The following is a 22700-nucleotide window of genomic DNA, read 5'->3' on the forward strand; positions in this document are numbered from 1 at the left end:
GGAATGAGATCCTTCGCCTTCGGCTCAGGATGACACTTAAAGAAATTAAAACACTCAGGATGACATTTAAAGGGATTAAAACATTCAGGATGACACCAAAGGTGATTAAAACACTCAAGATGACACATAGGCGGATTAAAACACTCAGGATTAAAAAGGGAGAGATTCCTCGGGACATCGAGTCCCTCGGAATGACGAAAGGAATAACAAATGAAAAAAAGGAAAAGGGGGTGAGAAAAGTTAGTTTAAACAGTGGTTTCCTTTGGAAACCATAAAAATTATTTTGGAGGTTTAAGTATGAAAAAACTATTTTTAAGAGACCAGAAAGGATTTACCCTTATTGAATTGCTCATCGTTATCGCAATTATTGCAATTCTTGCATCTCTTGCAATTCCTCAGTATCTTAAGTATCAGAGAAAAGCCAAAGTTTCCTCTTATGCAGAACCAATAGCAAGAGGATGCATGATGGATATTGCAGCTTGGTGTGTAGAAAATCCGGGCGAGACTCCGGTAGCAGAAAGTTTGGGTAACTGCTCACTTACATCAATAGCCACAGCAGGTGGAACTGTTACTTTAACTCCAACCATGGCAGCATGTACTGCAGATGGACAGCCTGCATCTACCGCACAAGCAGAAGCAACACTTTCTGGTGTTGAGGATTATAACGCTCTATGTAACTACACCAATCAAAGTATAAAATGCACTATACGAGGATAATTTAATTTAAGCCCCCGTTAGGGGGCTTTTTATTTTAAATGAAAAGCGAAGGATTTACATTAATAGAAATCATTGCTGTTATTGCTGTTATATCTATTCTTGCTACCATAGCAATTCAACAATTTACAGAGTATCAGGAAAAAGCAAAGGTTACAAACTTTGCCTTAAACATTGTGTCTCACTGTGCAAAGGACGCAATAGGAGACTGTATATCACAAAATGTCAGTGCTCCTACTAATTATAGTCTTAATGAATTACCAAACTGCTCAAATATCCAAACAGCAATGGGTTATCTTACTGTTATTCTTGATGGACAGTACATCTGTTTACCTCAAGGTGTTGCAACAGGTAGTGTAAGAGGAGTTATATCTGAGTTATCAAGATATACTGCTGTTTGTGATTTTCACGAAAATTCTCTTAAGTGTTATGTAAAATGATTTTTATTCTGCTTTCCCTTTTTTCCTTTTTTTATATCATAGCCTCTTCAAAAGTTTTAAACTCCGGTGATGCTGGAGAATTTATAGTTACAGGTATGACTCTTGGTATTGCCCATCCATCAGGGTATCCACTTTATCTTGAAATTTTGAAAATATTCAGCTTCCTTCCACTCGGAAATATTTCATTCAGAATGGTTCTTGTCTCTATTATTTTTTCTATTCTTTCACTTTATTTGATTTACAGAATAGTCACCAAAATAACCAATGATAAATGGGCATCAGTCTTTTCAGTTGTTCTTCTTGCTGTATCTTATTCTTTCTGGGGACAGGCTGTTGTAATAAAGTTTTATCCTTTGAATCTATTTCTTATAATTTTTATGCTTTATTTCTGTATAAAAACTATTTTTGATGGATATGAAAGAAGATATCAATTTTTAATTGCTTTTCTGCTCGGTCTTACCCTTTCTAATCATCATACAGGATTTATGATGGTCATTCCTTTGTTTGTGCTTTCTATTTTTTATTTTAGAGATGTATTGAAAAATTTACCATTGAGTATTGGTTTATTTTTCATTGGTTTTCTTGTAAATCTTCATATGATAATCAGGGGAGTTAAGGGATTTGCAGTAAATGTAGTAACAAATTTAAATGATTTCTTAGTTATTTTTTTAAGAATTCCCTATGAAAGCGGGTCTTCTATAAATTTATCTAAAAATGTTGTTTCAGGAATTGATGGTTACTGGTATGCTATAAAAAATACTTTTATAGTGCTTCAGAATAATTTCCCTGTTTATATTATACCTTTATTTATCATAGGAATCTGGTATTCATTCAGGATTTCAAAAAAGCTCGGTATTTTACTAACTACATATTTTTTAACTTATTCAGTGTTACTTGCAAAGCTTGTATTTTCAGGCTCTGTTATGAATATGGATGCTTGGTATATGGGTGCTCATCAATACTTTCTTCCTATGCTTTCTGGGTTTGTAATTTTTTCAGGTTTTGGCTTTTTCTTTATAATGAAGCAGATAAAGAAAACCTCAATGGAATTATTAAAAATTGTAGTGCCTGTTTCTGCTATTTTGATTGTTTCTTTAAGTATTTTTGAAAGACTTATTGACCAGAACTTTAATGATAACTATATACCACATACGGTGACAAAAACAATATTAACATCTATGCCAGTTGGCAGTGTTTATCTTACATTCGGAGACAATCACACCTTTCAGGCATGGTATTTCAAATATGTTGCAAAATATAGGGAAGATATATGTAGCAATGAGTATTTGGAACCTGACAGAGAAATATTAATCCCAAGAGGATGTCAACCTCGGAGTATATATAAAAATTATTTTTTTTCTGATTTCTTTCACGATAAATACATAAATATTTCAAAACAACAAAGAATGTATAGTGTCATACATCTTAGTAAAAATAATCCTCTAAGACAGACACTTAAAAATCAACACTGGATATTTTCTTATATGCTTACTCCATCTAATTTAGTTATCCCTGAAAGTTACATTGAAAAGAAACTTACCCATTGGCAGGAACTTCAGTATTTTACAATGCTTGACTGTGCCAATTACAGGGCTGATGACCAGTTTACAAGGCTTTTATGTAATTACTCTTTACCATTCTTTGCATATTTAGCTAAAAGCATAGAGGTTAAAAATCCAATTCGCTCAATTGAATATGACACAAAAAAAGAAAATGAAAAATTCATAATAAAAGTTGGCATAGAAAACAGAGAAATATTAGACCTTTACAGCAAAGTACTTGAAAATAACAGGGCTGAAAGATTTAAGTATTACATCTACACAAAAGAATACATGGAGAAGCAAAAATGAGGTGGTTTTTAATAGTTTTTTTAATAGTTTTTATTATTATAACTTCTCTGGGGGTTCTCTTAAAAAATCAGAGAGATTTATTCCGAGAGGCAGAACTGGTTAAGTCCATGGGTAAACCTCTGATGGCTGTTTCCCTTTATGAAAGAGTTCTTCTAAACTATGTTCCTTTCAGCTCTTACAATAAAAAGGCAATTGAAAGAATGGAAAATTTGTGCAAAAACCTTAATGACAAGAAATATAAGCTTTTCTGCGAGGAAACACTCAGGTCTTCCCTTTACCAGATAAGAAGCTTTTATATTCCCTACAATGAAAAAATAAAAGAAACAGAAAAAAGAATACTTCTTTTAAAAACAGAACTATATATAGAGCATAATAACCCACCTGAGAAAGATTATGAAAAAATTTATAAAGACTTAAAAGCTATGATGGAGTATGACTGGTATCCTTCAGTATTCTGGAGCTTGATTGCTACAGTTTCACTTATTCTTTGGATTTTATGCATAACTTTTACCATTTGGAAAGGATTTGCAAAACAAGTAAATAAGCGAATTTTAATTACAGGCACAGGGGGATTTATTCTATTTTTTGCTCTGTGGATTATAGGTCTATATATGGCATAAAAGGAGTAATTTATTAAAGAGTTGATTCACAGAGGCATTTCGTAGGAAAAGTAAATCTTAATTCCCTTTCCCTGAGCATAGGCTCTTACAGGAGGTGATGTTTGATAGGTTTATTTCCTCATGTTTCTTTGGTGCGATTTAAATGTAGTCTCTTTTAAGATTCAGAGTTTGAACATTTAACAACTCTTCCATTATCGCTTTCTGTTTACATAAAATTGCCGATGGAAAAAAATGAATTTACCTTTTCTTATCATTCTGCCCCCTTTTTCTCATCCTATCTCCTTTTTTGTCATGCTGAGGCAAAGCCGAAGGATCTCATCCTTTTTCACCTGAAAGGTTTCTTTAATGAGAGATTCCTCGGGGTATTGAACCCCTCGGAATGACTGTATAAAAATGATATTGCTTTTATCTCTATCTTCAAGTCTTTGTGTTTATTATTTCCTTTACAGAAAGAAAAAATTATGCTAAATTTTCCTTTTAAGAATTAAAGAGACAGACAAGTTGTAAATGAATTAAGGGATATAATTGACAATCAGGGCAAAAATTGATATAGTAAATTAAGAAATCTTAAGGAGTAAAAGATGAAAACCTTAGAACACAGAGTTGAATCCCTTGAAAGTCTTCTTGGTCAGTTTATCATAAACCACGATATTGCATTAAGAAGACTTGAGAATAAAATAGATAGATACATAGAAGAGATGCAGAAGGATAGAAAAGCCTCTGAAGAGAGACTTCAAAGACAAATTGAAGAGATGGAGAAGGATAGAAAAGCCTTTCAGGATGAAATGAAGGCGTTCAAAGATGAAATGAAGGCGTTCAAAGATGAAATGAAGGCGTTCAAGGATGAAATGATAGATTTCAAAAGAAGGCAGGAAGAGGAAAACATCAGAAAAAACAAGGAATGGAGTGCCCTTGCAAAAAAGATGGGAACTATTGTTGAAGACCTTATAGCACCTGCATTAAGACCTACTTTAAGCAAATACTTTGGCTGTGAAGTTACTATGGAAGGTCAGAGAATTTTCAGAAGAAAAAACGGTGAAGATTATGAAATAGATGCCATTGCAGGCTGTGAGAATAAAATTTTCATGATAGAGGCTCGTTCAACTCCAAAAGTTGAAGATGTCAAGGAAATTAAGGACAAAGGTAAGAGATTTTTTGAATTTTTCCCTGAACATAAGGATAAAGAATTAATTATAATCTTTGGTAGCATTACCTTTCCAGAGAATGTAATAAAGTACGCAAGCAAAAGAAGTGTTTATGTGCTTGCATGGAGAGAATGGCAGCACATGGATATTCTAAATTTTGATGAAGTAAGAAGGTCAGGATAATATAATTTCCGCAACTCCTTCATTTGTTCAGTTTTTTGGTTCTATCTCGCATAAACTGCTTCTATACGGGAGCGAGTATCCTCCGGTCCCTCTGCTTCTGAAATTATTGTGTAAATATTGCCCTTTTCTCCAGGTAATTCCTTTGTATAGGCAACTCCTAATGTCTCAAATCCTGGTGGAATTGTATATGTCATGAAACAGATATTAATTCTATTTTCAAAGGTTCCATCCCTTCCTGCTATTCTAAATCTTAAATTTAGAGGATTATTTGGTGGACAATATTGGTCATTAGTTATCTCTTCAGATTGTAAAAGCATAACAGCATGATTAACCCCTCCTACAGCGGCATCTTTTACTGATGCATAGGTTTTTATTGTATGAGAAGTACCAAGAAGTTTTGTAAGAGCAAAATATAAGCCTCCCAGAGCAAGCAGTGCAAAAAGAGCAATTAAAATTGCAGCAAAAAGTGATGCTCCCTCTTGACTTATTGATAATTTTTTAATGGAATATCTTGCTCTATTACTTTCCATCTATACCACCTCCCTGTATTATTCCACCATGTGGTATCAATTGTAGGACCTCCTCCACAGTCTGAACTAAATTGAGGATATTCCGTTGCTGAGGTGTCCTGTTTATAACCAACTTGAGTTATTAGACATATTCTGAATAGTTTTAAATTTTTATTTTGAATATGTGCTGAAGATAAATTATTTGTATAATTAATTGATGTACCACTATCAATTCCTACCCTAACTACAAATCCTCTTGGGAAAATACATGAAATAACAGGTTGATTTGCCTGATAACCTGGTTGCCCAATTGTCCCAAGCGTTTTAACTAAATTGTATGTTCCTGAAGCACATTCTTTGGGTAAATTTGTTTGATTTACTCCATAAGTAAGCATAAATGAATCTGGATATTTATATGAATTATTATTAGTTGCATAGAAGACCAATCCAGTCATACCAGATAAACTATTACATAAATAATCTGTGTTTTGAGGGCATAAATTCTTTTTTGTATAGGGTTCTAATACAACATACCATTCATTTGGAAATTGGCAGTTCTGTCCCAATAAGTTTTTACTTCTATTAGTTATTGACCCATTATTTAATTCAGCCCAACATCCTGACCATCTTTCAGCTCTAAAGGCAAGTCCTGGAACAGTTAGCTTACTGAATGATTTACCACCGACTGTTTCAGATGAAAGAGAAGCTCTTGTTAAATTTAATGAATCAATCCCAAAACCAGATGTTTCTATGTCTTTTATTATCTGATTTAAAAATACTGAAACATCCATTTCATTTTTAGCAACATAATGCCGCCAGGCAGTTTCTTTAGCAATGAATCTATAGACAGAAAAAATTCCACCAGCCAATATACTCATAATAGCAATGACTATTAAAATTTCAATAATTGAATAACCATTGTTTTTCATTTTTTCTCTCTAATTACAAGATTTGTTATCTGTTGATATTTGTTTGTAAAGGGTTCGAAATAATAGACTATCACTGCTGCAGCTTTTCCTATTTCTTGTCCTTGGTTGTTAACAAGTCTTGCTATATTGACACCCAAATAAATTTTCTTTTCTGAAAATCCTTTATATGTACAATGAGGTAATGCATTAGAAGCAGGGCAGTTGTTTCCGTTGCAGGCACATCTTGATGATTCATCTGAAGGTTGTAATCTAAAATTAATATTAATACCACTGGTTGGATTTGATGGATCAGGTGAACCTGCTTTATAGAAATCCTCTTCTGTTTCAAAAAAGGAACAAGTTGTTGCACATATAACATTTTGCCAATCAGAGTTGTTTGCATAAAGAATAGAATTTATGCCACTTCCATCTGATGCATAGGGCAAACTTTCTATATATGAAACCATTGTTTTTGCTATTTCAGTAGCTTCATCTTTCATTTTGGCTCTTGTGGCAAATTTTTCATATTCTATTATGCCTTTAAGAAGTCCAAGCATTACAGTTATAATAATTATCATAGCAACCAAAAGTTCAATTAATGTAAAGCCTTTATTATTTTTATTCAATTCTTGTCCTCCCGTATCGGGATATTTTTATATTTTTTGTGTTATTGTTTGTATTTTTTAATGTAATTGTGCCTTCTAAGGTCCCTAAAGCACAATTTGCAGCTCTTGCATAACCCTTTCTGTCAAAAACAATTGTTTGTGTTGTTGTGCTTGTTATCCCAGATTCAAAATCTACGATTTTTACTGTTTCATCTCTTATTTCCTCTCCTATGTTATAGTCGCAGTTTCCATCAATGTCCTTAAAGAGAGTGTAATTACTCAAAGTAATCCTTATTCCATGAGGTTCCTTTGCAATTGATTGAGATTTTATCCAAGAGATTTCATCAAGAAGCTGATTAGCCTGACGCATAAGCTCTCTGTCTGCTTTATATTTTGTATATGTTGTTACTATAACAGCAGTAAGAATTGAAAGTATAGCAATAACAATTAAAACCTCCAATATGCTAAATCCTGCTATTTTTCTATCCATGAAATAAACCTTCCTCCACCCCCACCTAATTGAGGTAATTCAATAATTATTCCTCCAGATAGTTGAACGAATTTTTTCGCCTCTTGTCCTAATGTTGGTGATATTTGAAAGGGATTGCCAAGAGGTGGAGAGCCAAAACCTAATGCAATTTTTGGATTTATTGTAACAGTTTGACCGATTGCTATACTCCCCTGAACTGCTAAGGGAGAGTAAACAGCAGGTCTTGGATCAGCGGTGCCAGATTTATAATTCAGTGCAATTAATTTTGTTGTTCCTCCAGGAATACACACATCATTTGAAGGTTCAAAACTTAAGGCATCAAGGGTTCCGCCATAAATTAGAGGCTGTGAAAAAATGGCTTCCCTTGGATTTGTTAGAGTTATGTACCATCCTCGAGTAACTTCATCATAAATACTAACAGGATTTGTTTTATAGGCAACATCAACAAGGCTACAGCTGGTTGCAGTGCAGTTACAAACTTTTTTTATTGCAGTAATTGTTGCTTGAACTGTAATATTTGTAGTATTGGTGAATTGACTGAGTGTATATGTTGTGCTACACCCTGCTGTATAGGAATTGTTATCTTTATTCCAACATCCATCTTTAAAGCCTATAAGATAGTTCGTATATCCGATTGATTTATCTGCATCTCCAAGAAATCTACCTGTTCCAAAAAATACCCAAAGCTGATTATTTTCATCCTTAGTAAATGTAGGTGAGGCAAATACAGGAGCACCAACTGTTACTGCCCTTGATAAAGTTGCATTTGCTAATCCATTTCTTATGTAGAGTCTGTAGAAATTACCAGAATTTGTGGTGTAAACTCCAAAATAAATAGCATCATCGGAGTAGTCAAAATCTGGGTCAGTAGGCATTAAATCACCAACAGAAGCATTAAGTCCTGTTTCTACTGTGATAGGTTGTCTTGCTTCAGTTCCATCATTCAGATTAAAGAAATAAAGTTTAGCAGTTGTAAACTGAGTTCCCTGAGGGTCTCTTGGTCCTGTTCCTGCTACTACATACCAGTTATTTCCAATTTTTATTACCGCTGGGAAAGATAAAGTTAAAGTTCTATCATCTAATGCTTTTTCCCATAAAAGACTTGGGTTTGTTGGATTTGTAATATCAAGAACAAATATGCTTGATGAATAAACTATGTTTGAAGATATTTCTCTTCCTCCAAATCCCATAACACCAATTAATAGAGTTCTCCATCCTCTCCACTCATCACTTTCGCTTCCTATCTTTGCATCAACAATAAAAGTTCTGTAATCAACTGTTGGAACATGGCAAGTTGAAAAATCTTCCCTTCCATACCATACCAGATAGGGTAAAGCATTCCTTGGTATAAATGCCCATTCTTCTCCACCTATTTTATCAGTTTCTGTATCATTTGGTGCATTTTGAAGTTTTACTGGTTGATTAAAGCTTGCCTGATTTATGATTGTTCCAACTCTAAATGCATGTAACATTCCATCATTTGCACCAACAAATAAAATAGAAGGTCTGTTTTTATATTGAGTTGTATTAATGAATTCTGCATAAGTAGTGTCACCATATTTCTTGTGATATATATTCACAGGCTGTTCGGATACAACAGTTGGATTTGAATGGATAATATCACCAAGTCTCCAAGTTTTCTCTCCTGACATACCAGGGCAAAGTTGATTTGTTGATAAATTTAACTCACGAGAGCGTCTAATATTGGGCAAATTTGAACAAGCTGAGTCCCCTCTTACATTTTCCCCTCTTAAGTATTTTATAATGCATCCTGCTTTTGTATCTGTGTTTATATTACCATCTACTGCCTGCCATATTGGACGGAGGGATGATGCAGCTGATTCATTAAAAGCTGCTAATCCAGAACCGCTATTATATTTTATTATTCTACTGCCTGGATTTATATCACAAAGCCAGCAACTGCTATCAAAGACAGGTTTTATAGTATCAAGCTCTTTAATTGCCTCCATTGTACAAGCATTTGGCCCTACCTCAGAATCTCTCTCTAAAACAGCAATTTTTGTTTCATTTTCTACTGTAATGAATTTAATTATTTTGTCAAAGGAACTTCCAATTAAATCAAGAATTTTGTTTATTACTGTATCTTCTCTTATGTTTTGATTGAAATCTACCCACATAGAGCGTAAAAATCCTATCCAGCTTATTTCAGTACCTTCAGCAGTTTGATATCTTGGATAATAATAGGGCTGGATTAAGAGCGAAGAAAATCCTGTCTGCGATGACAAAGTTGCAACAGTTGCACCAGAGGATGCTTTACGGAGGATATCTGAGAAGGCTTTTTCAAGTTCCTGTTCCATTTTTAATGGATTTACTACATAAAAATATGTATCAGGGATGCCATCTCCATCTTTATCCCACTCAGATTGTAAATCGGGACGATTGTTTCCATTTTGATCATCAAAGCCTCCCCATTTTGCAGCATACCAGAGAGGGTCTTTAAGTTGTCCGCCTGTGGAACCTGATACGGTAAAAGTTCTTTCCCAATATGTAATTCCACCAGGACTTGTAGTAGGAGACCCTGGCATATTAGCAACAACTGCAGGAGTGTCACCATCAGCACCAGAGACATCTCTGTCTTTTAAAACAAGCCATTGTCCATCCTCTGTTGTTCCACTTATGAAAAATCCTAATACTTGGTCAATACATCCTGCAGCATAATCAGAGGTCAAACGTACTCTTATCTGATTGGTACCCACAGGAGTAATTTCATACTTTATTACGGCATCCATATCATGGTCTGCACCCTGCTCAACGTCTTCAAAGTTTATGCTAAATCTTGCATAGGTTAAATTATTGTTTGAATCATAATCCATCTGCTCAACATAAAAATCAACAATTTGGTTAGTAGGACAGAATGCATTTGCTTGACAATTTGAAATTGTAAACCTTCCTGTGGTTTCATCTCTTGTAAATGTGCATCTTTGAGCACAGTTAGTGAAAACACCAAGACAACCACTTACACTTTTTGCAAATGGTGAGATTCTTACTGTGTTATTGCCAACCTTAATAGCTATATCAGGAATAGGAGATGCTAAAGCAACAGAGTATGTTTTTACATTAAAGGGCTTTGTGCCTGTAAAATTATCTCTAAAAGCTGTGTTTCCATAATAGGCAACTGATGCAGAATAGTAACTGCCCTGTTTTGTTGGTTCTTCTGGACAGAGTCCTCTTATATTTGAAAAACCAGTTACATTTTTTGGCGAACAGATAAAGTCATATAAAGCTCCGCTTTCACCTATGAAATAGTTACCACTTATACCTTCTCCTGAACTTATGGTGTTTGCAAGGGTTGAAACATTTAATCCTGTTAAATCCCCTGTAATTCCACCAAAGGAAGAACCAGGAAGTCTGTCTGAGTCATAACTTGTGTTTATATCGCTTAAAACTATCATAAAAGGTTTAGCACATATTGGGAATAATTGATAAGGTTGATACCTATCACTTCCCTTTTGAATTCCCCAGTTAGGTTTTGAGAGATTAAGTCCGCTGTCTTGAGTGCCACTATATGTAAAGCTTGAAGTAGGGGTGCCTTTTCCTGCAAGATATCTTAAAGCCTCATACATCATCTCACCTATTGGATTACCCCACATTCTACATTGTCCTTCCTGTAAGGGAGCTTCTGTAATCCATCCACAAGTTCCGCCTTCAGCAGCTTGATAAGAGAAGTCAGAGTATCTAAAACCAATTGGGCGCATTCTGTCAATTGTTAATATAATATTACCAGGAGTATTCTCTGAGGTTTGAAAGATTCCTGTTTGTGAATTTATCTCATCCTGAATAGTCCAACTATTTTTTCTTAAAACACCACCACTTAAATTATTGGTATAGGAGCCTGTCAAAAAACCGAAATACATCTTACCCCTATCTACGCATAAACCATCAGTTGTTATATTGCAATCACTGTCAGTATTACAGCTTTTTAGTGATTTACTACACCATTTTCCACCACCCTCATACTCCCCATATTTTTGAAGAAGTCCAATTGGTTTGTATGTTCCTTGAGGATATCTTTTACAATTTGGCTCAAGCCCTACAGAGAGGTTACAGACTTGAACTCTAATTACATAATCCTCTATGTCATTTCTTGTCCCAACCGGACCTCTTCTCCAACTTGAAGGAGTATCTGGTCCACTACATACAGCCCTTTCTGTAGAAGCCCACTCCCAAATTCTGTTTGGATCATTTAGAGCAACTCTTATTCTTCTTGTATCACCAGCTGAAGTACTTGTAATACAGAATAGATGCCTTCTGCCTGATGAAGGAACAGAAAAAGGAGTAAGTTGGGGAGTATCACTTCCTGAATATTCTTTGCCCCAGCTATGGGCATCCTGAGGTATGTATGAAGCTTCAAGAACTGTTTCATTTGCATCATCTTTTATTCTGTCTCCACCGTATAGGACCTTTTTTAATACATCCATCCTTGACATTGTAAGCCAATTTAGGAAGTTTCCACTCCATGCTCCTGAGCAGTATTTGTTAGATGTTCTTGATACAGGAACAAATTTAGCATTAGCACCTGAGCCTGAGTAGTTATAACACTTGTAGGGATCAAAATATCCGTAATAATCAATTGAATGTTTGTATCCCACATCAAGCCTTCCATCACCATCAAGGTCTGATGCATCGTTGTAGGCTTCATAATAAAGTTTGTGGTCTCTTCCCATAACAAGCATAACAAGGGGAGGCACTGTGGTTGCAATTGAGGGAGGTGCATAGCAGTAATTACCCATTTCAACATTGGCATAGGATTTATTCATTGTTTGGTCTGATGGTATAACAGCAGATATAATTAATAAAACTAAAAGTATTAATCCTAACTTTCTCATTTTTTATACTCCTCTATGATAACTTCATAAACAGTGTTTCCAATTACTTTAAGAGTAACGCTTTGTCCTGGTTTAAGCTCTCTTAAAGAAGCTTTTTCTTCGTAAATAGAGACACTCTTTTTAACATGTTTTACTACTCTTGCTGTATTTGAAATATAAAAAGGTTGTTTTGATGTGTCAATCTGAATTATGTCATTGGAAAAAGATAAAACTTTTCCATTAATATATACATGATTAGTTTGACTGTTTGAAAATGAGGGAAATAAAGAAAGTAGAAGTATAAATACTAAAGTTTCCAATATAAATTTGTGAATCTTTCTCATCCCACATACTCCTTTTTTTTATGTAATTACATTATATCAACAAAAATCTTAAAAATCGTGAGAATTTTGTGAGAGAAAAGGAGGTAGAAAGGTATTGACATAGCATATTTTTAAAGCATATAATTAATGCATATAAAGGAGGTGATTTTTATGCGTGCTACATTAAATTTACCTGATGAGCTTATTAATGAAGTTATGAAAATCACCGGGGAAAAAACTAAAACAAAAGCCCTTATAAGAGTTCTTGAAGAATACATAAGGCAAACGAAAATAAAAAAACTTATTGAACTCAGCGGTAAAATTGAAATTGTTGATGTAACCGAAGAACTTGAAAATATGGAACTAAAGGAAACAGATGAAAATTAAAAAAGATGGCATAATAGTTGATACATCTGTATTTGTATCTTTCTTGAGAGGAAACGAAAATGCTTATCCTGTTAAGAATTTGCTTGAAGAAGACAGAGTGTATATCACTGGAATAATAATCGCTGAATTAATTCAAGGATTGAAAAATACTAAAGAAGAAAATTATTTGATAGACTTGTTGAGAGCTTTAAATATTATTGAAATTACCACTGATATGTGGATAAAAGCTGGAAAACTGAGCCTTGAGTTAAGAAGAAAAGGAATAAATATTCCTCTTACAGATATGGCAATTGGAGCTCTGGCATTAGAGCATAATATGCAGATTTATACCTTTGATAAACATTTCAATAGTATTCCCGGTGTAAGGATTTATGTGCCTTAAATAAAAAAGCAAGCCAAAATGCCAATAATTAGATGGAATTTATTTTAGGATTTTAAAAATAATGCTAAAATTGCTACAAGAACTCCAATCAATACTATACAGAACATCCATTTAATATGTTCAGTTTTCATTCTCTCAAGTTCGATTTCAAGTTCTTTTTTTACATTAATTATTTTTCCTGAGTTTATCAATTTAATTTTGTAAGTTATTGAAAATATTGAATTTTATTTTTTGAAAATGTAAATTTTTGTACAACACAAAGGGTAACTCTTTGATTTTCTTTATCTTTTAGATTCCGAATTCTTCTTTGGCTGTTAAATGGGCTGGTTCAGATACTTTCAATGCTTTAAATAAAGCTTTTGCTACTTTATCCATCTTGTTCTTTAAATAGTATTCCTTGCCATCCAATGTAAACTCTGTAAGCGTTATGCTCCCTAAAGCTTCTTTTATTCTTTCTGTTGATACATCTTTGTTTAATGCAAACTCTAACATCCTCATAAATAAAAAGGAAAGAAAACATACTACCAGATGCCCTCTGATTCTTTTTTCTGTCCAGTGATATACAGGTCTTACCTCTATGGTGTGCTTCATTATTCTGAAAGATTCCTCTATCTTCCATAAACTATGATAAGCTGAAAGGATTTGTTCTGGACTAAGGTTTTCAGAACTCTGCACTGCATAGTATCCATCAAATTCCATATCCCTTTTTATTAAAGATTCATCAAGAATGTATCTGTTTTGTCCTTCTGTCTTTATGTATTTTTTCCCACCCCTTTTGTTTAATCCTTCTATTATTGAGGGACTCTCAAGTAGCTTTATTGCTTTGTTTATCAATTTTTCTCTTTCTGCTCTGTCTTTTTCTGCCCTTTTGTCTGAATAGCTTATTATTAACGTATCTGTTATTTCTTTTATTTTTCCTTCCAAATCTCTTACTTTAAAGCTGTACTTAATCTGTTTGTATTTGAATATCCCTTCCTCTGTCTTGATTTCTACATATCCTTCAGGATTAAATACTTCTTTATGTAATTGGAAATCTGCACTTTTAAGTCTTACTGCTACTATATAGCCAAAACCTTGTTCTTTAAGTTTAAGCAGGTTTATTTTGCTGTTTATCCCTTTGTCTGCTACTATGATTATCCTTTTTAGGGAAAATCTCTTCTTAAGATTTTCTAAAAAGGGTAGCAATGTCTTTCCATCAAAGGTGTTCCCTGGAAATATCTCATAGCCAATGGGAAATCCCTCACTGTCTATGAGTAATCCAAGCACTATCTGAACACTGCCAATTTGAGACTTTCGGCTTCGCCTCAGGAAAATGCTTCGCATTTTTCCATCTTTGCTAAATCCATACTTCCTCAGTATATCTTCATTTTGACTCTCAAAGTATATGGTTGTTACATCGTAAAATACTACATCTACTTGATTGTTAAAAAGGTTGTATCTCCTGTTAAACAAGTACTCCTCTAATTCTTCCTTGCTTTCTGCCAGTACATCTAATGCCCTGTATAGATGATTTATCCCTATACTTTCAAACCCTAAAAAATCCTTCCTGCTTTCATACATCCCAAGTTTGCTGTCTGATGAAATCATATGCCTTGCTGTCATATAAAATACTGCCTGTGATAAATTAATTTTCTTCTTCTTTGATACTCTGCTGAAAAACTCATCAAACTGAAATTTATCCCAAAGCTTCTTTATTAGACAATGTCCATAATTTAGTACTCTTCCTTCTGATATTTTTGTAAGGTCAAACTGTTTCTCTACGCTTTCACTTAAAGCTCTTTTTGCAAGTTTTTTAAATGACTCAGTGTTAAGGAAATCTTCAAGTCTTCCAAGACTGAATAGATACTTGTGTTTGATTCTTCCAGAACTATCTCTGTATCCTTCTACAACATAAACATAATCAATGTTTTGAGCTGAACGTACAATTTTTAGGAACATGGAATAATTATACAGAATGATAGGGATAAAAGTCAATATAAAATTAGATAAAAATCAAAAAAAGTTATACAACAAAAATTAAAAATAAAAAACTGAATCAAGTAAAATCAAGGGTTTACAAATGCAATTTGCCAAAATTTGACCCTAAGTTGATAAACTCAGGAAAATAATGCTAAAATTGCTACAAGAACTCCAATCAATACTATACAGAACATCCATTTAATATGTTCAGTTTTCATTCTCTCAAGTTCGATTTCAAGTTCTTTTTTTACATTAATTATTTTTAATTCAAGCTCTGCAATTTCATGTTTGTTTTCACGATGCATTTTTCCCCCACTTTGCTTAAAGTTCAAAAAAATATTCCTTTATGTTAAGCACATTTTCTCTTTCAAAGCTTCATAAATTTCTATTTCAGTTACTGGCATGATTAATTATAACATAAAGTTAAATATGCATTGTAAAAATCGGTATCCTTTCAATAATAAGATTGTTAATACTTTCTTTTTGTTTTTCAAATATTTTCATTAAAATTTTTGCCTCTGAAAGTTTGAATTTCCTGCAACAAGGCATTTTTTCAAAAGGATACCTGAATCCTTTTTCTTAAGTCTGATATGTTTTAGTAAATTTATTTCCATTGAAATTAAACTTTTTTAGAAGTATACTTCCAATATTTTATAAATTTTTATAAATTTTAGAATTTCAAAGTCAATAAGAAATGTTCCCCCTTTGCTCGATATTTGATAGTATATCCAGATTTTTTTGCAAGATAATCTACAATTTGTAATCCTACTCCTGATCCTTTGTCGGACTCGGCAATATCATTTCTTACAGCAAGAAATTTTTTAAAAATCTTTATATGAATTTTACTGTTTGAGTATTTAAAGGCATTATCAATGATTAAAAATAGAATAGTTTCAACTGTTTCTTCGTTTGCATTTACAAAGGCATCCTTAAGACTTAGTATAATTTTTTTTCTTGTTTCAAATTTTGAGATTATTTTCGTCAATATTTCTTTGAGATTTATTTCCTTGATATCTTTTCTAAAAGCAGGCAATTTTTTTACTGTTTCGATTGTTTTTGTTATTTCTTCATTCAGAATGTTACAACTTGTATGAAGTCTTTCAATTATTCTGTTTTCAGGCTTTATTCTCAATATTTCTAAGTTTGTTTTCATGACTGAAAGAAAATTTCCGATTTTATGAGACATTACAAAAATAAGAAGTTTTAAAAATTCTTCATATTCGATTTCTTTTTTGCTTATTGCAACTAATAATCTATAAAAAATATACATAAGTAGCAAAACAAGTAAAGACTCCCATAGAAGCACTGTTTTTGCATATTTTTTGAATCTATCATCAATGTAATTCTGGTCAATAATGAGCTCTTTGTCATATCTTTTTATATGGAGCGGAAGTGGATAATTTTTATCTTTTTCAAGAATTTTCTGATACAATGCAAGGGTCTCCTCAAAATGTCTTTGTTGTTCTTCATTAAAAAAATAAAGAGTGACAAAATTAATAATAGAAAATATGAGTACTACTATTATTGCAAAAATTATTAACAGCTTTGTCTGAAAGCTCAACTTAATTTGTATCCTCTCCCTTTGTAGTTTTCAATTGCTCCTTCTGGAAGTATCTTTCTTAATTCTTTTATGTATGTCCTTATAACTTCATCTCCTACAGCTTTTCCTGCCCATACATAATTAAGTATTGTCTCATTATCAACAATCTCTCCTCTTCTTTTTATTAATAAAGTAAGCAAATCCCATGCAGTCTTTGAAAGTTTTAATTCTTCATTGCCTCGCTTGATTGTTTTCGCATCAATATTGATAATTATATCACCTATATTCATTATAAAGGGCAATCTTTTTCTTTTGCTTAATGCTTGGATTCTTAGAACCAGCTCTTTAGGTTCAAAGGGTTTTATTAGATAGTCATCAGCTCCTCTGAGAAAACATTCTTCTTTATTAGAGAAATCCTTTTTTGCTGTCAAAATTAGGATTGGTGTTTCTATTCCTTTCTCTCTTATATAAGTTATTAAATCTTCGCCACGAGAAAATTTCAATACTAAATCAAGTACAATTACATCAAAGGAGTAAACATTAAGGACATTAGCCAGATTTCTTTCATCATGAAGCCAAAGGGCTTCTATTTTTTCCATCTTTAGATATTCTACTAGGCTTTCACCTAACACTTTATCATCTTCTATTATGAGAATTTTCATTAATTAAATGTTACAGAAAAAAATTAGAGTTTTCAATATGCACTTAATTTTGGCGATATAAAAGTGCAATCTTTTACGATTTAGTCATCCTGACCCTGAGCATATTCGAAGGGGAAGGATTTCATCTTTTTCACCTTTGAGGTGTCTAATGGGAGATTCTTCGAGGGCATAAAGCCCCATAATGATTATATAAAAAGGAAGGTCATTCCGAAGGAGCGTAAGCGACTGAGGAATCTCCTCCTTTTTCACCAGATAGATTCTTTCATGAGAGATTCCTCGGGGTATATAAACCCTCGGAATGACTGCATAAACGAAAGATTGCTTTTATCTCTATCGGCAATTTCAGGTTCAAACTTAGGGATTGTAATATTTTTTCCTTTTGGGAAGGTAATCTTGCTTAACATATCCTCCATAATCATGGGGATATTTATATCCTTTACCGTGTCCGAGTTTTTTAGCTCCTTGATAATGGGCATCTTTTAAATGTTCGGGTACAGGTAAGGTAGGCTCTTTTTCAATATCCTGCATAGCCTCTTCAATTGCCCTATAGCAGGCATTGCTTTTTGGAGCCTTTGCTACATATATTGCTGCTTGTGCAAGTATTATTCTTGCTTCCGGCATTCCTATTATTTCAACTGCCTGTGCTGCTTGAGTTGCAATAATCAGTGCCATAGGGTCTGCGTTTCCTACATCTTCACTGGCTGCGATAATAATCCGACGAGCAATAAAACGAGGGTCTTCTCCAGCATAAATCATCTTTGCAAGCCAATAGACTGTTGCATCGGGATCACTTCCTCTCATGCTTTTTATAAAAGCAGAAGTTGTATCATAATGCTGATCTCCTGTCCTGTCATAGACAATATGTTTTTTTTGAATACTTTCTTCTGCTGTTTTAATGTCAATATTAATAAAACCCCTTTCATCAGGCTTTGTTGTTAAAACAGCAATTTCTAAAGCCGAAAGAGCTTTTCTTGCATCTCCATCAGAGAATTTCGCAATATGATATAAGGCTTCATCGGTAATCTTAATATTTAAATGCCCAAGACCTCTTTCTTTGTCTAAAAGAGCCCTATTAAGAATTTTTATGATTTCTTCTTCTGAGAGGGGTTTGAGTTCAAAAACATGACTTCTTGAAAGTAAAGCAGAATTTATATAAAAGAATGGATTTTCTATTGTAGCACCAATAAGAATTATACTTCCCTCTTCAATGTCAGGAAGTAAAGCATCCTGTGAAACCCTATTGAGTCTATGAATTTCATCAATAAAGAGTATTGTTTTTTCTCCCTTGCTTTTTCTATTTCTTGCAATGGTAAGTTGTCTTCTTATTTCATCAATATTTAATGTAGTGGCGTTTAACCAATGAAAATGAGCCTTTGTTTTTGAAGCAATAATTCTTGCTAAAGCTGTTTTCCCAACCCCAGGAGGACCATACAATATAAGGGATGTAATCCTGTCAGAGTCAATTGCTCTTTTTAAAAGTTTTCCTTCAGAAAGTATATGTTCCTGTCCCACATATTCATTTAAATCCTTTGGTGCCATTCTGTAAGCAAGGGGTTCTTCTTTCGGAGGCTCTATTACTTCATTAAAGAGATTACTCATTTTATATTCCCAAGCATTTTTATAAATTCTATAAGAAGCGATTTATCATAATCCTTTTTTTCTCTTGTAAGAATTGATAAGGCAAAGAAAGGAGTTAAAGGAGCCTTGTAGGGTCTTCTTGTTGTAAGAGCATCATAGCAGTCAGCTATTGCTGTAATTCTTCCAAAAAGTTCGATTTCTTCTTCCTTTAAACCATAGGGGTAACCTCTTCCTGAGAGTTTTTCATGGTGTTGTAAAATTGCAGGATAGGATTCCTTAGGAACTTCTTTATTTTCTTTTATTATTTCATAACCAGAAATTACATGTTGTTGAATTATTTTGTATTCTGTATCTGTTAATTTGCCCTGTTTGTTTAAAATTTCATGGGGTATTTTTGTTTTACCAATATCGTGTAACATAGCACCAATACCAAGTTTTTGAATTTTTTCCTTTTCCAGTTTAATATGAATACCAAGACCTATTGATAAAACTCCTACATTTATACTGTGTGTATAGGTATAGTAATCATATCCCTTTAGGGTTAATAGCCCATATATTGAATCTGGTTCCTCTATAACTTTTTTTATAATGTCATCTACCAGATTTTGCACTTCTTTAATTTTTTTGCCACTTCTTGGATCTTTTAACAGCTCTTTCATTACCACCTTGGAATTCTCTTTGAATATAATGTTTGCAATTATTTTTTTATCTTCTTCTGAAATGTCTACATTAGCTAATTTGTCTTGAAGCCCTTTAATATATTCCTCATAAAGGGGAATATCCTTTTCTTCAATAACTAATTCTCCTTCAACTGAAAATATATCTTCAGTAATCACTACAGGATTTTTATCAGAGGCATTTATTATTTTGGTAAATTCAAGATTTTTTAGATTATAGATGGGGAAATTTATTTCTGTCCCTGGAACAAGCAGTTTTTTCTCAATTTGATAATGCTTTTCTTTGAAAAAAGAATAATTGCTGAAGGCAACTTTAATATCCTGAACTTTTGGTTTGACGGGCTTTTTTGATAAGTAGTATTCCAAACTTTTTATTTCGGTCTTGTCGAGATAAACATAATCAAAGCCTTTTTCTTCTAATATTTCAAGAAAAATCCTATTTAGAATGTTACCTCTGTTAAAAACTTTCTTTACAACACCATTGTCTTTTACATAAACATTAAAGGGTAAGGCTATGCCTGTTTGAAGTCTTTTGGTTTCAACTTTTATTAAACCTTCAGTTGGGGTAATCTCTTTGATCTGGTATTTGAAGTTTACAGCCATAATTAATTATCTCAAAAAAGCCTATTTAATGTAAAATATTAAGATGGAACAAATTATATATCCCGATAATTTAAAAAATACAGGTTGTCAAGCCTTTTTTACAGAAAAAAATTTTTCTATTGAGCTTTTTACTAATAAATATCAACTCTATCTACCCATTCAAAGGCACACAGACAATATTATAATTATCGACAAATACTCCAAACCTCAAGTAGCAGATTCTGTGCTCACTGACAATAAAGAACTTTTTATAGGGATAAAAGTAGCAGATTGCCTACCAGTGCTTCTTTATGATCCAGTAAAAAAAGTAATCGGAGCTATACATGGAGGATGGAGAAGTACAGCAAAGGCAATATTGAAAAAAACAATCTTAAAAATGGTAGCAACTTATGGTTGTAAACCTTCAAATATTCTTATTGCTATGGGACCAAGTATTAAAGGTTGTTGTTATGAAGTAGGTGATGAAGTAATAGAAGCTTTGAAATTAGAGACTCCTTCAAATGAATTTGTTTTAAGAGTAAATGGTAAAAGTCATGTTGACCTTGCCACTGCTAATTTAATTCAGGCAATATCAATAGGTGTAAAAAGAGAAAATATATGGATTTGTTCATCCTGCACCCGATGTAATACTGAGCGATTTGCTTCTTACAGATATGAAGGTAAAAAGGCTGGTAGACAATACGGAATAATCGGAATGTTATAATAAACAAACGGGGTGTAGCGCAGCTTGGTAGCGCTCACGGTTCGGGACCGTGGTGTCGGAGGTTCAAATCCTCTCACCCCGATAGAATTGATAAGGGAGAAGGTATGAAAATTTCTGCTAAAAATTATTTCTGGTTTGGCTTTTACTTTAACTAATCTGCCTCTGGCAGTTTAGTCTGTAAAAAAATACTTAAGCAGACAAGTCAGGGGCAGACAGTTACCCCTGATTTGTCTGCTTTTTTATTTATTTAAAATACTTTAAAGGAGGAGGTTTAAAAATGGTAATTGTAATGAAGCCAGAAGCAACAGAAGAGCAATTAAGGCAAGTTATCGCAAAAATTGAGGAACTCGGTTACAAACCCCATGTAATCTATGGTGCTACAAGAAATGTAATAGGAGCTGTTGGAGATGAAAGAGGAAAGTTTATTTTACAAAGCCTTGAAGTTTTAGATGGCGTTGAAGCTGTTATTCCTATTTTAAAACCCTACAAACTTGCCTCAAAGGAGGTAAAAAAGGAAAAAACTATTATTAATGTTGGCGATATCTCTATAGGTGGAAGCGACCTCATTATTATTGCAGGACCCTGTGCAGTGGAAAATCAAGAACAAATTGTAAAAACAGCAATGACTGTGAAATCATTAGGTGCTCACATTTTAAGAGGCGGTGCTTATAAGCCAAGAACCTCTCCTTATGCTTTCCAGGGACTTGGCGAGGAAGGTTTAAAATTACTCAAAAAAGCAAGTGAAATCTCTAAGATGCCTGTAGTAACAGAGGTAATAAATCCAGAACATGTTGATTTAGTCTGTGAATATGTTGATATTCTTCAAATAGGAACAAGAAATGCTCAGAATTTCGAACTTCTTAAAAGAGTTGGTCAGGCTGACAAGCCTGTAATTCTTAAAAGAGGGATGTCAATGACTATCAAGGAATGGCTTATGAGTGCTGAATATATCTTAAGTGAAGGAAATATGAATGTGATATTATGCGAAAGAGGAATAAGAACCTTTGAAACTTCCACAAGAAATACCCTTGACCTTTCAGCTATAGTGGTGCTTAAAGAAGAAACTCATTTGCCTGTTATAGTTGACCCATCCCATGCTACAGGATATGCAAAGTATGTTTTACCAATGGCTTTAGCTGCAGTGGCTGCAGGTGCTGATGGTTTAATGATAGAGGTTCATCCTAATCCTGAAAAAGCTTTTTCAGACGGTCCTCAGTCTCTTAACTTTGATGCCTTTGGTAAATTAACAGAAAAAATTAAGAAGCTGACAGAAATTATAAAAGAATGTTAACCATAGCGAATTTTCATTAAAATTATTACGGAGATTAATATTAAAGAAACAAAATTTGCTAATATTACAGGGAATTCTTTGATAAGAATTCCATAAAAAAACCAAAGGAGAATTCCTATGCCTAAAAAAACAAACATGGCAAGAGAAACATCCTTGGCAGATTTGGTTTTATAGATTTTTATTGCCTGTGGAATAAGAGCTGAAGTTGTTATAATACCTGCTATTGTTCCGATTAAATCTGAAAAAATTGAAATATTTTCCATTGAAAACTCCATAGTTTATATTGTATTATTAAACAATAAATT

The 22700-nt window shown here is 33.3% G+C and carries 24 protein-coding genes and 1 tRNA gene; 11 read left to right on the forward strand and 14 right to left on the reverse strand.

The window, feature by feature from the left end; genetic code table 11:
* Positions 1-29 precede the first annotated feature (29 nt).
* From QI155_RS01090 to QI155_RS01115, 6 genes are all read left to right on the forward strand, one after another.
* Positions 30-275 carry a hypothetical protein gene (locus tag QI155_RS01090; protein WP_281320941.1) on the forward strand — a complete coding sequence of 82 codons (246 nt, stop codon included), beginning with the start codon at positions 30-32 and terminating at the stop codon, positions 273-275.
* A 22-nt stretch (positions 276-297) separates the two neighbouring features.
* Positions 298-717: a prepilin-type N-terminal cleavage/methylation domain-containing protein gene (locus QI155_RS01095; RefSeq protein WP_281320942.1), complete on the forward strand. Its 420-nt coding sequence runs from the start codon at positions 298-300 to the stop codon at positions 715-717.
* Positions 718-755: 38 nt separating this feature from the next.
* Positions 756-1154 (forward strand): prepilin-type N-terminal cleavage/methylation domain-containing protein, encoded by a 399-nt coding sequence (locus QI155_RS01100; RefSeq protein WP_281320943.1) that lies wholly within the window; start codon positions 756-758, stop codon positions 1152-1154.
* Positions 1151-3004, forward strand: coding sequence for a DUF2723 domain-containing protein (locus QI155_RS01105; protein ID WP_281320944.1), 1854 nt, complete (start codon positions 1151-1153; stop codon positions 3002-3004). Before QI155_RS01100 ends, QI155_RS01105 begins: the two co-directional genes overlap by 4 nt.
* Positions 3001-3624 carry a hypothetical protein gene (locus QI155_RS01110; RefSeq protein ID WP_281320945.1) on the forward strand — a complete coding sequence of 208 codons (624 nt, stop codon included), beginning with the start codon at positions 3001-3003 and terminating at the stop codon, positions 3622-3624. Before QI155_RS01105 ends, QI155_RS01110 begins: the two co-directional genes overlap by 4 nt.
* Before the next feature lie 581 nt (positions 3625-4205).
* Positions 4206-4952 carry a hypothetical protein gene (locus QI155_RS01115; RefSeq protein ID WP_281320946.1) on the forward strand — a complete coding sequence of 249 codons (747 nt, stop codon included), beginning with the start codon at positions 4206-4208 and terminating at the stop codon, positions 4950-4952.
* Positions 4953-4993: 41 nt separating this feature from the next.
* Here the strand turns inward: QI155_RS01115 and QI155_RS01120 are convergent, their stop codons facing one another.
* From QI155_RS01120 to QI155_RS01145, 6 genes are read right to left on the reverse strand one after another with little or no spacing between them, the layout of a single operon-like run.
* Positions 4994-5482 (reverse strand): hypothetical protein, encoded by a 489-nt coding sequence (locus QI155_RS01120; protein ID WP_281320947.1) that lies wholly within the window; start codon positions 5480-5482, stop codon positions 4994-4996.
* Complete coding sequence (locus QI155_RS01125; protein ID WP_281320948.1) at positions 5437-6390, reverse strand: prepilin-type N-terminal cleavage/methylation domain-containing protein; 954 nt, start codon at positions 6388-6390, stop codon at positions 5437-5439. The genes QI155_RS01120 and QI155_RS01125 overlap by 46 nt, the downstream gene beginning before the upstream one ends.
* Positions 6387-6995 (reverse strand): type II secretion system protein, encoded by a 609-nt coding sequence (locus QI155_RS01130; protein ID WP_281320949.1) that lies wholly within the window; start codon positions 6993-6995, stop codon positions 6387-6389. Before QI155_RS01130 ends, QI155_RS01125 begins: the two co-directional genes overlap by 4 nt.
* The gene (locus QI155_RS01135) at positions 6988-7464 is read right to left on the reverse strand and encodes a type II secretion system protein (protein WP_281320950.1); all 477 of its coding nucleotides are present in this window, start codon (positions 7462-7464) and stop codon (positions 6988-6990) included. Before QI155_RS01135 ends, QI155_RS01130 begins: the two co-directional genes overlap by 8 nt.
* Positions 7449-12311 carry a PilC/PilY family type IV pilus protein gene (locus tag QI155_RS01140; RefSeq protein ID WP_281320951.1) on the reverse strand — a complete coding sequence of 1621 codons (4863 nt, stop codon included), beginning with the start codon at positions 12309-12311 and terminating at the stop codon, positions 7449-7451. Before QI155_RS01140 ends, QI155_RS01135 begins: the two co-directional genes overlap by 16 nt.
* Positions 12308-12634 carry a hypothetical protein gene (locus QI155_RS01145; RefSeq protein ID WP_281320952.1) on the reverse strand — a complete coding sequence of 109 codons (327 nt, stop codon included), beginning with the start codon at positions 12632-12634 and terminating at the stop codon, positions 12308-12310. Before QI155_RS01145 ends, QI155_RS01140 begins: the two co-directional genes overlap by 4 nt.
* A 150-nt stretch (positions 12635-12784) precedes the next feature.
* Here QI155_RS01145 and QI155_RS01150 point away from each other — a divergent pair, with 150 nt between their 5' ends.
* Together QI155_RS01150 and QI155_RS01155 are read left to right on the forward strand one after the other, a co-directional pair.
* Positions 12785-13000, forward strand: a complete 216-nt coding sequence (locus tag QI155_RS01150; protein WP_281320953.1) for a type II toxin-antitoxin system VapB family antitoxin — start codon at positions 12785-12787, stop codon at positions 12998-13000.
* Positions 12990-13382: a PIN domain-containing protein gene (locus QI155_RS01155; protein ID WP_281320954.1), complete on the forward strand. Its 393-nt coding sequence runs from the start codon at positions 12990-12992 to the stop codon at positions 13380-13382. The genes QI155_RS01150 and QI155_RS01155 overlap by 11 nt, the downstream gene beginning before the upstream one ends.
* Before the next feature lie 44 nt (positions 13383-13426).
* Here QI155_RS01155 and QI155_RS01160 read toward each other — a convergent pair whose 3' ends face one another.
* The 7 genes from QI155_RS01160 to QI155_RS01190 form a co-directional block, all read right to left on the reverse strand.
* Positions 13427-13573, reverse strand: a complete 147-nt coding sequence (locus QI155_RS01160; protein ID WP_281320955.1) for a hypothetical protein — start codon at positions 13571-13573, stop codon at positions 13427-13429.
* A gap of 97 nt (positions 13574-13670) precedes the next feature.
* Positions 13671-15320 (reverse strand): IS1634 family transposase, encoded by a 1650-nt coding sequence (locus tag QI155_RS01165; protein ID WP_281320956.1) that lies wholly within the window; start codon positions 15318-15320, stop codon positions 13671-13673.
* Between the two features lie 158 nt (positions 15321-15478).
* The gene (locus tag QI155_RS01170; RefSeq protein WP_281320957.1) at positions 15479-15646 is read right to left on the reverse strand and encodes a hypothetical protein; all 168 of its coding nucleotides are present in this window, start codon (positions 15644-15646) and stop codon (positions 15479-15481) included.
* 365 nt (positions 15647-16011) lie between these two features.
* A complete protein-coding gene (locus tag QI155_RS01175) occupies positions 16012-16902 on the reverse strand; it encodes a hypothetical protein (RefSeq protein WP_281320958.1) in 891 nt (296 codons plus the stop codon).
* A complete protein-coding gene (locus tag QI155_RS01180; RefSeq protein ID WP_281320959.1) occupies positions 16899-17543 on the reverse strand; it encodes a response regulator transcription factor in 645 nt (214 codons plus the stop codon). Before QI155_RS01180 ends, QI155_RS01175 begins: the two co-directional genes overlap by 4 nt.
* Positions 17544-17897: 354 nt before the next feature.
* On the reverse strand, positions 17898-19142 hold the full coding sequence (locus QI155_RS01185) for a replication-associated recombination protein A (RefSeq protein ID WP_281320960.1): 1245 nt from the start codon (positions 19140-19142) through the stop codon (positions 17898-17900).
* A complete protein-coding gene (locus tag QI155_RS01190) occupies positions 19139-20401 on the reverse strand; it encodes an HD-GYP domain-containing protein (protein WP_068859012.1) in 1263 nt (420 codons plus the stop codon). Before QI155_RS01190 ends, QI155_RS01185 begins: the two co-directional genes overlap by 4 nt.
* 43 nt (positions 20402-20444) lie before the next feature.
* On the opposite strand from QI155_RS01190, the gene pgeF reads away from it, so the two are divergent.
* The 3 genes from pgeF to aroF all read left to right on the forward strand — a co-directional run bounded on the left by pgeF (position 20445) and on the right by aroF (position 22395).
* Positions 20445-21104 carry a peptidoglycan editing factor PgeF gene (gene pgeF / locus QI155_RS01195; RefSeq protein ID WP_281320961.1) on the forward strand — a complete coding sequence of 220 codons (660 nt, stop codon included), beginning with the start codon at positions 20445-20447 and terminating at the stop codon, positions 21102-21104.
* A gap of 8 nt (positions 21105-21112) precedes the next feature.
* A tRNA-Pro gene (locus tag QI155_RS01200) sits at positions 21113-21186 on the forward strand.
* A 195-nt stretch (positions 21187-21381) separates the two neighbouring features.
* On the forward strand, positions 21382-22395 hold the full coding sequence (gene aroF, locus QI155_RS01205; protein ID WP_068859018.1) for a 3-deoxy-7-phosphoheptulonate synthase: 1014 nt from the start codon (positions 21382-21384) through the stop codon (positions 22393-22395).
* Here aroF and QI155_RS01210 read toward each other — a convergent pair.
* Entirely contained in the window at positions 22392-22658 is a 267-nt protein-coding gene (locus QI155_RS01210) for a SemiSWEET transporter (RefSeq protein WP_254045430.1), read from the reverse strand. The genes aroF and QI155_RS01210 overlap by 4 nt on opposite strands.
* Between the last annotated feature and the right edge of the window lie 42 nt (positions 22659-22700).

This window comes from Thermodesulfovibrio sp. 1176 (assembly GCF_029946585.1).
Lineage (GTDB): Bacteria > Nitrospirota > Thermodesulfovibrionia > Thermodesulfovibrionales > Thermodesulfovibrionaceae > Thermodesulfovibrio.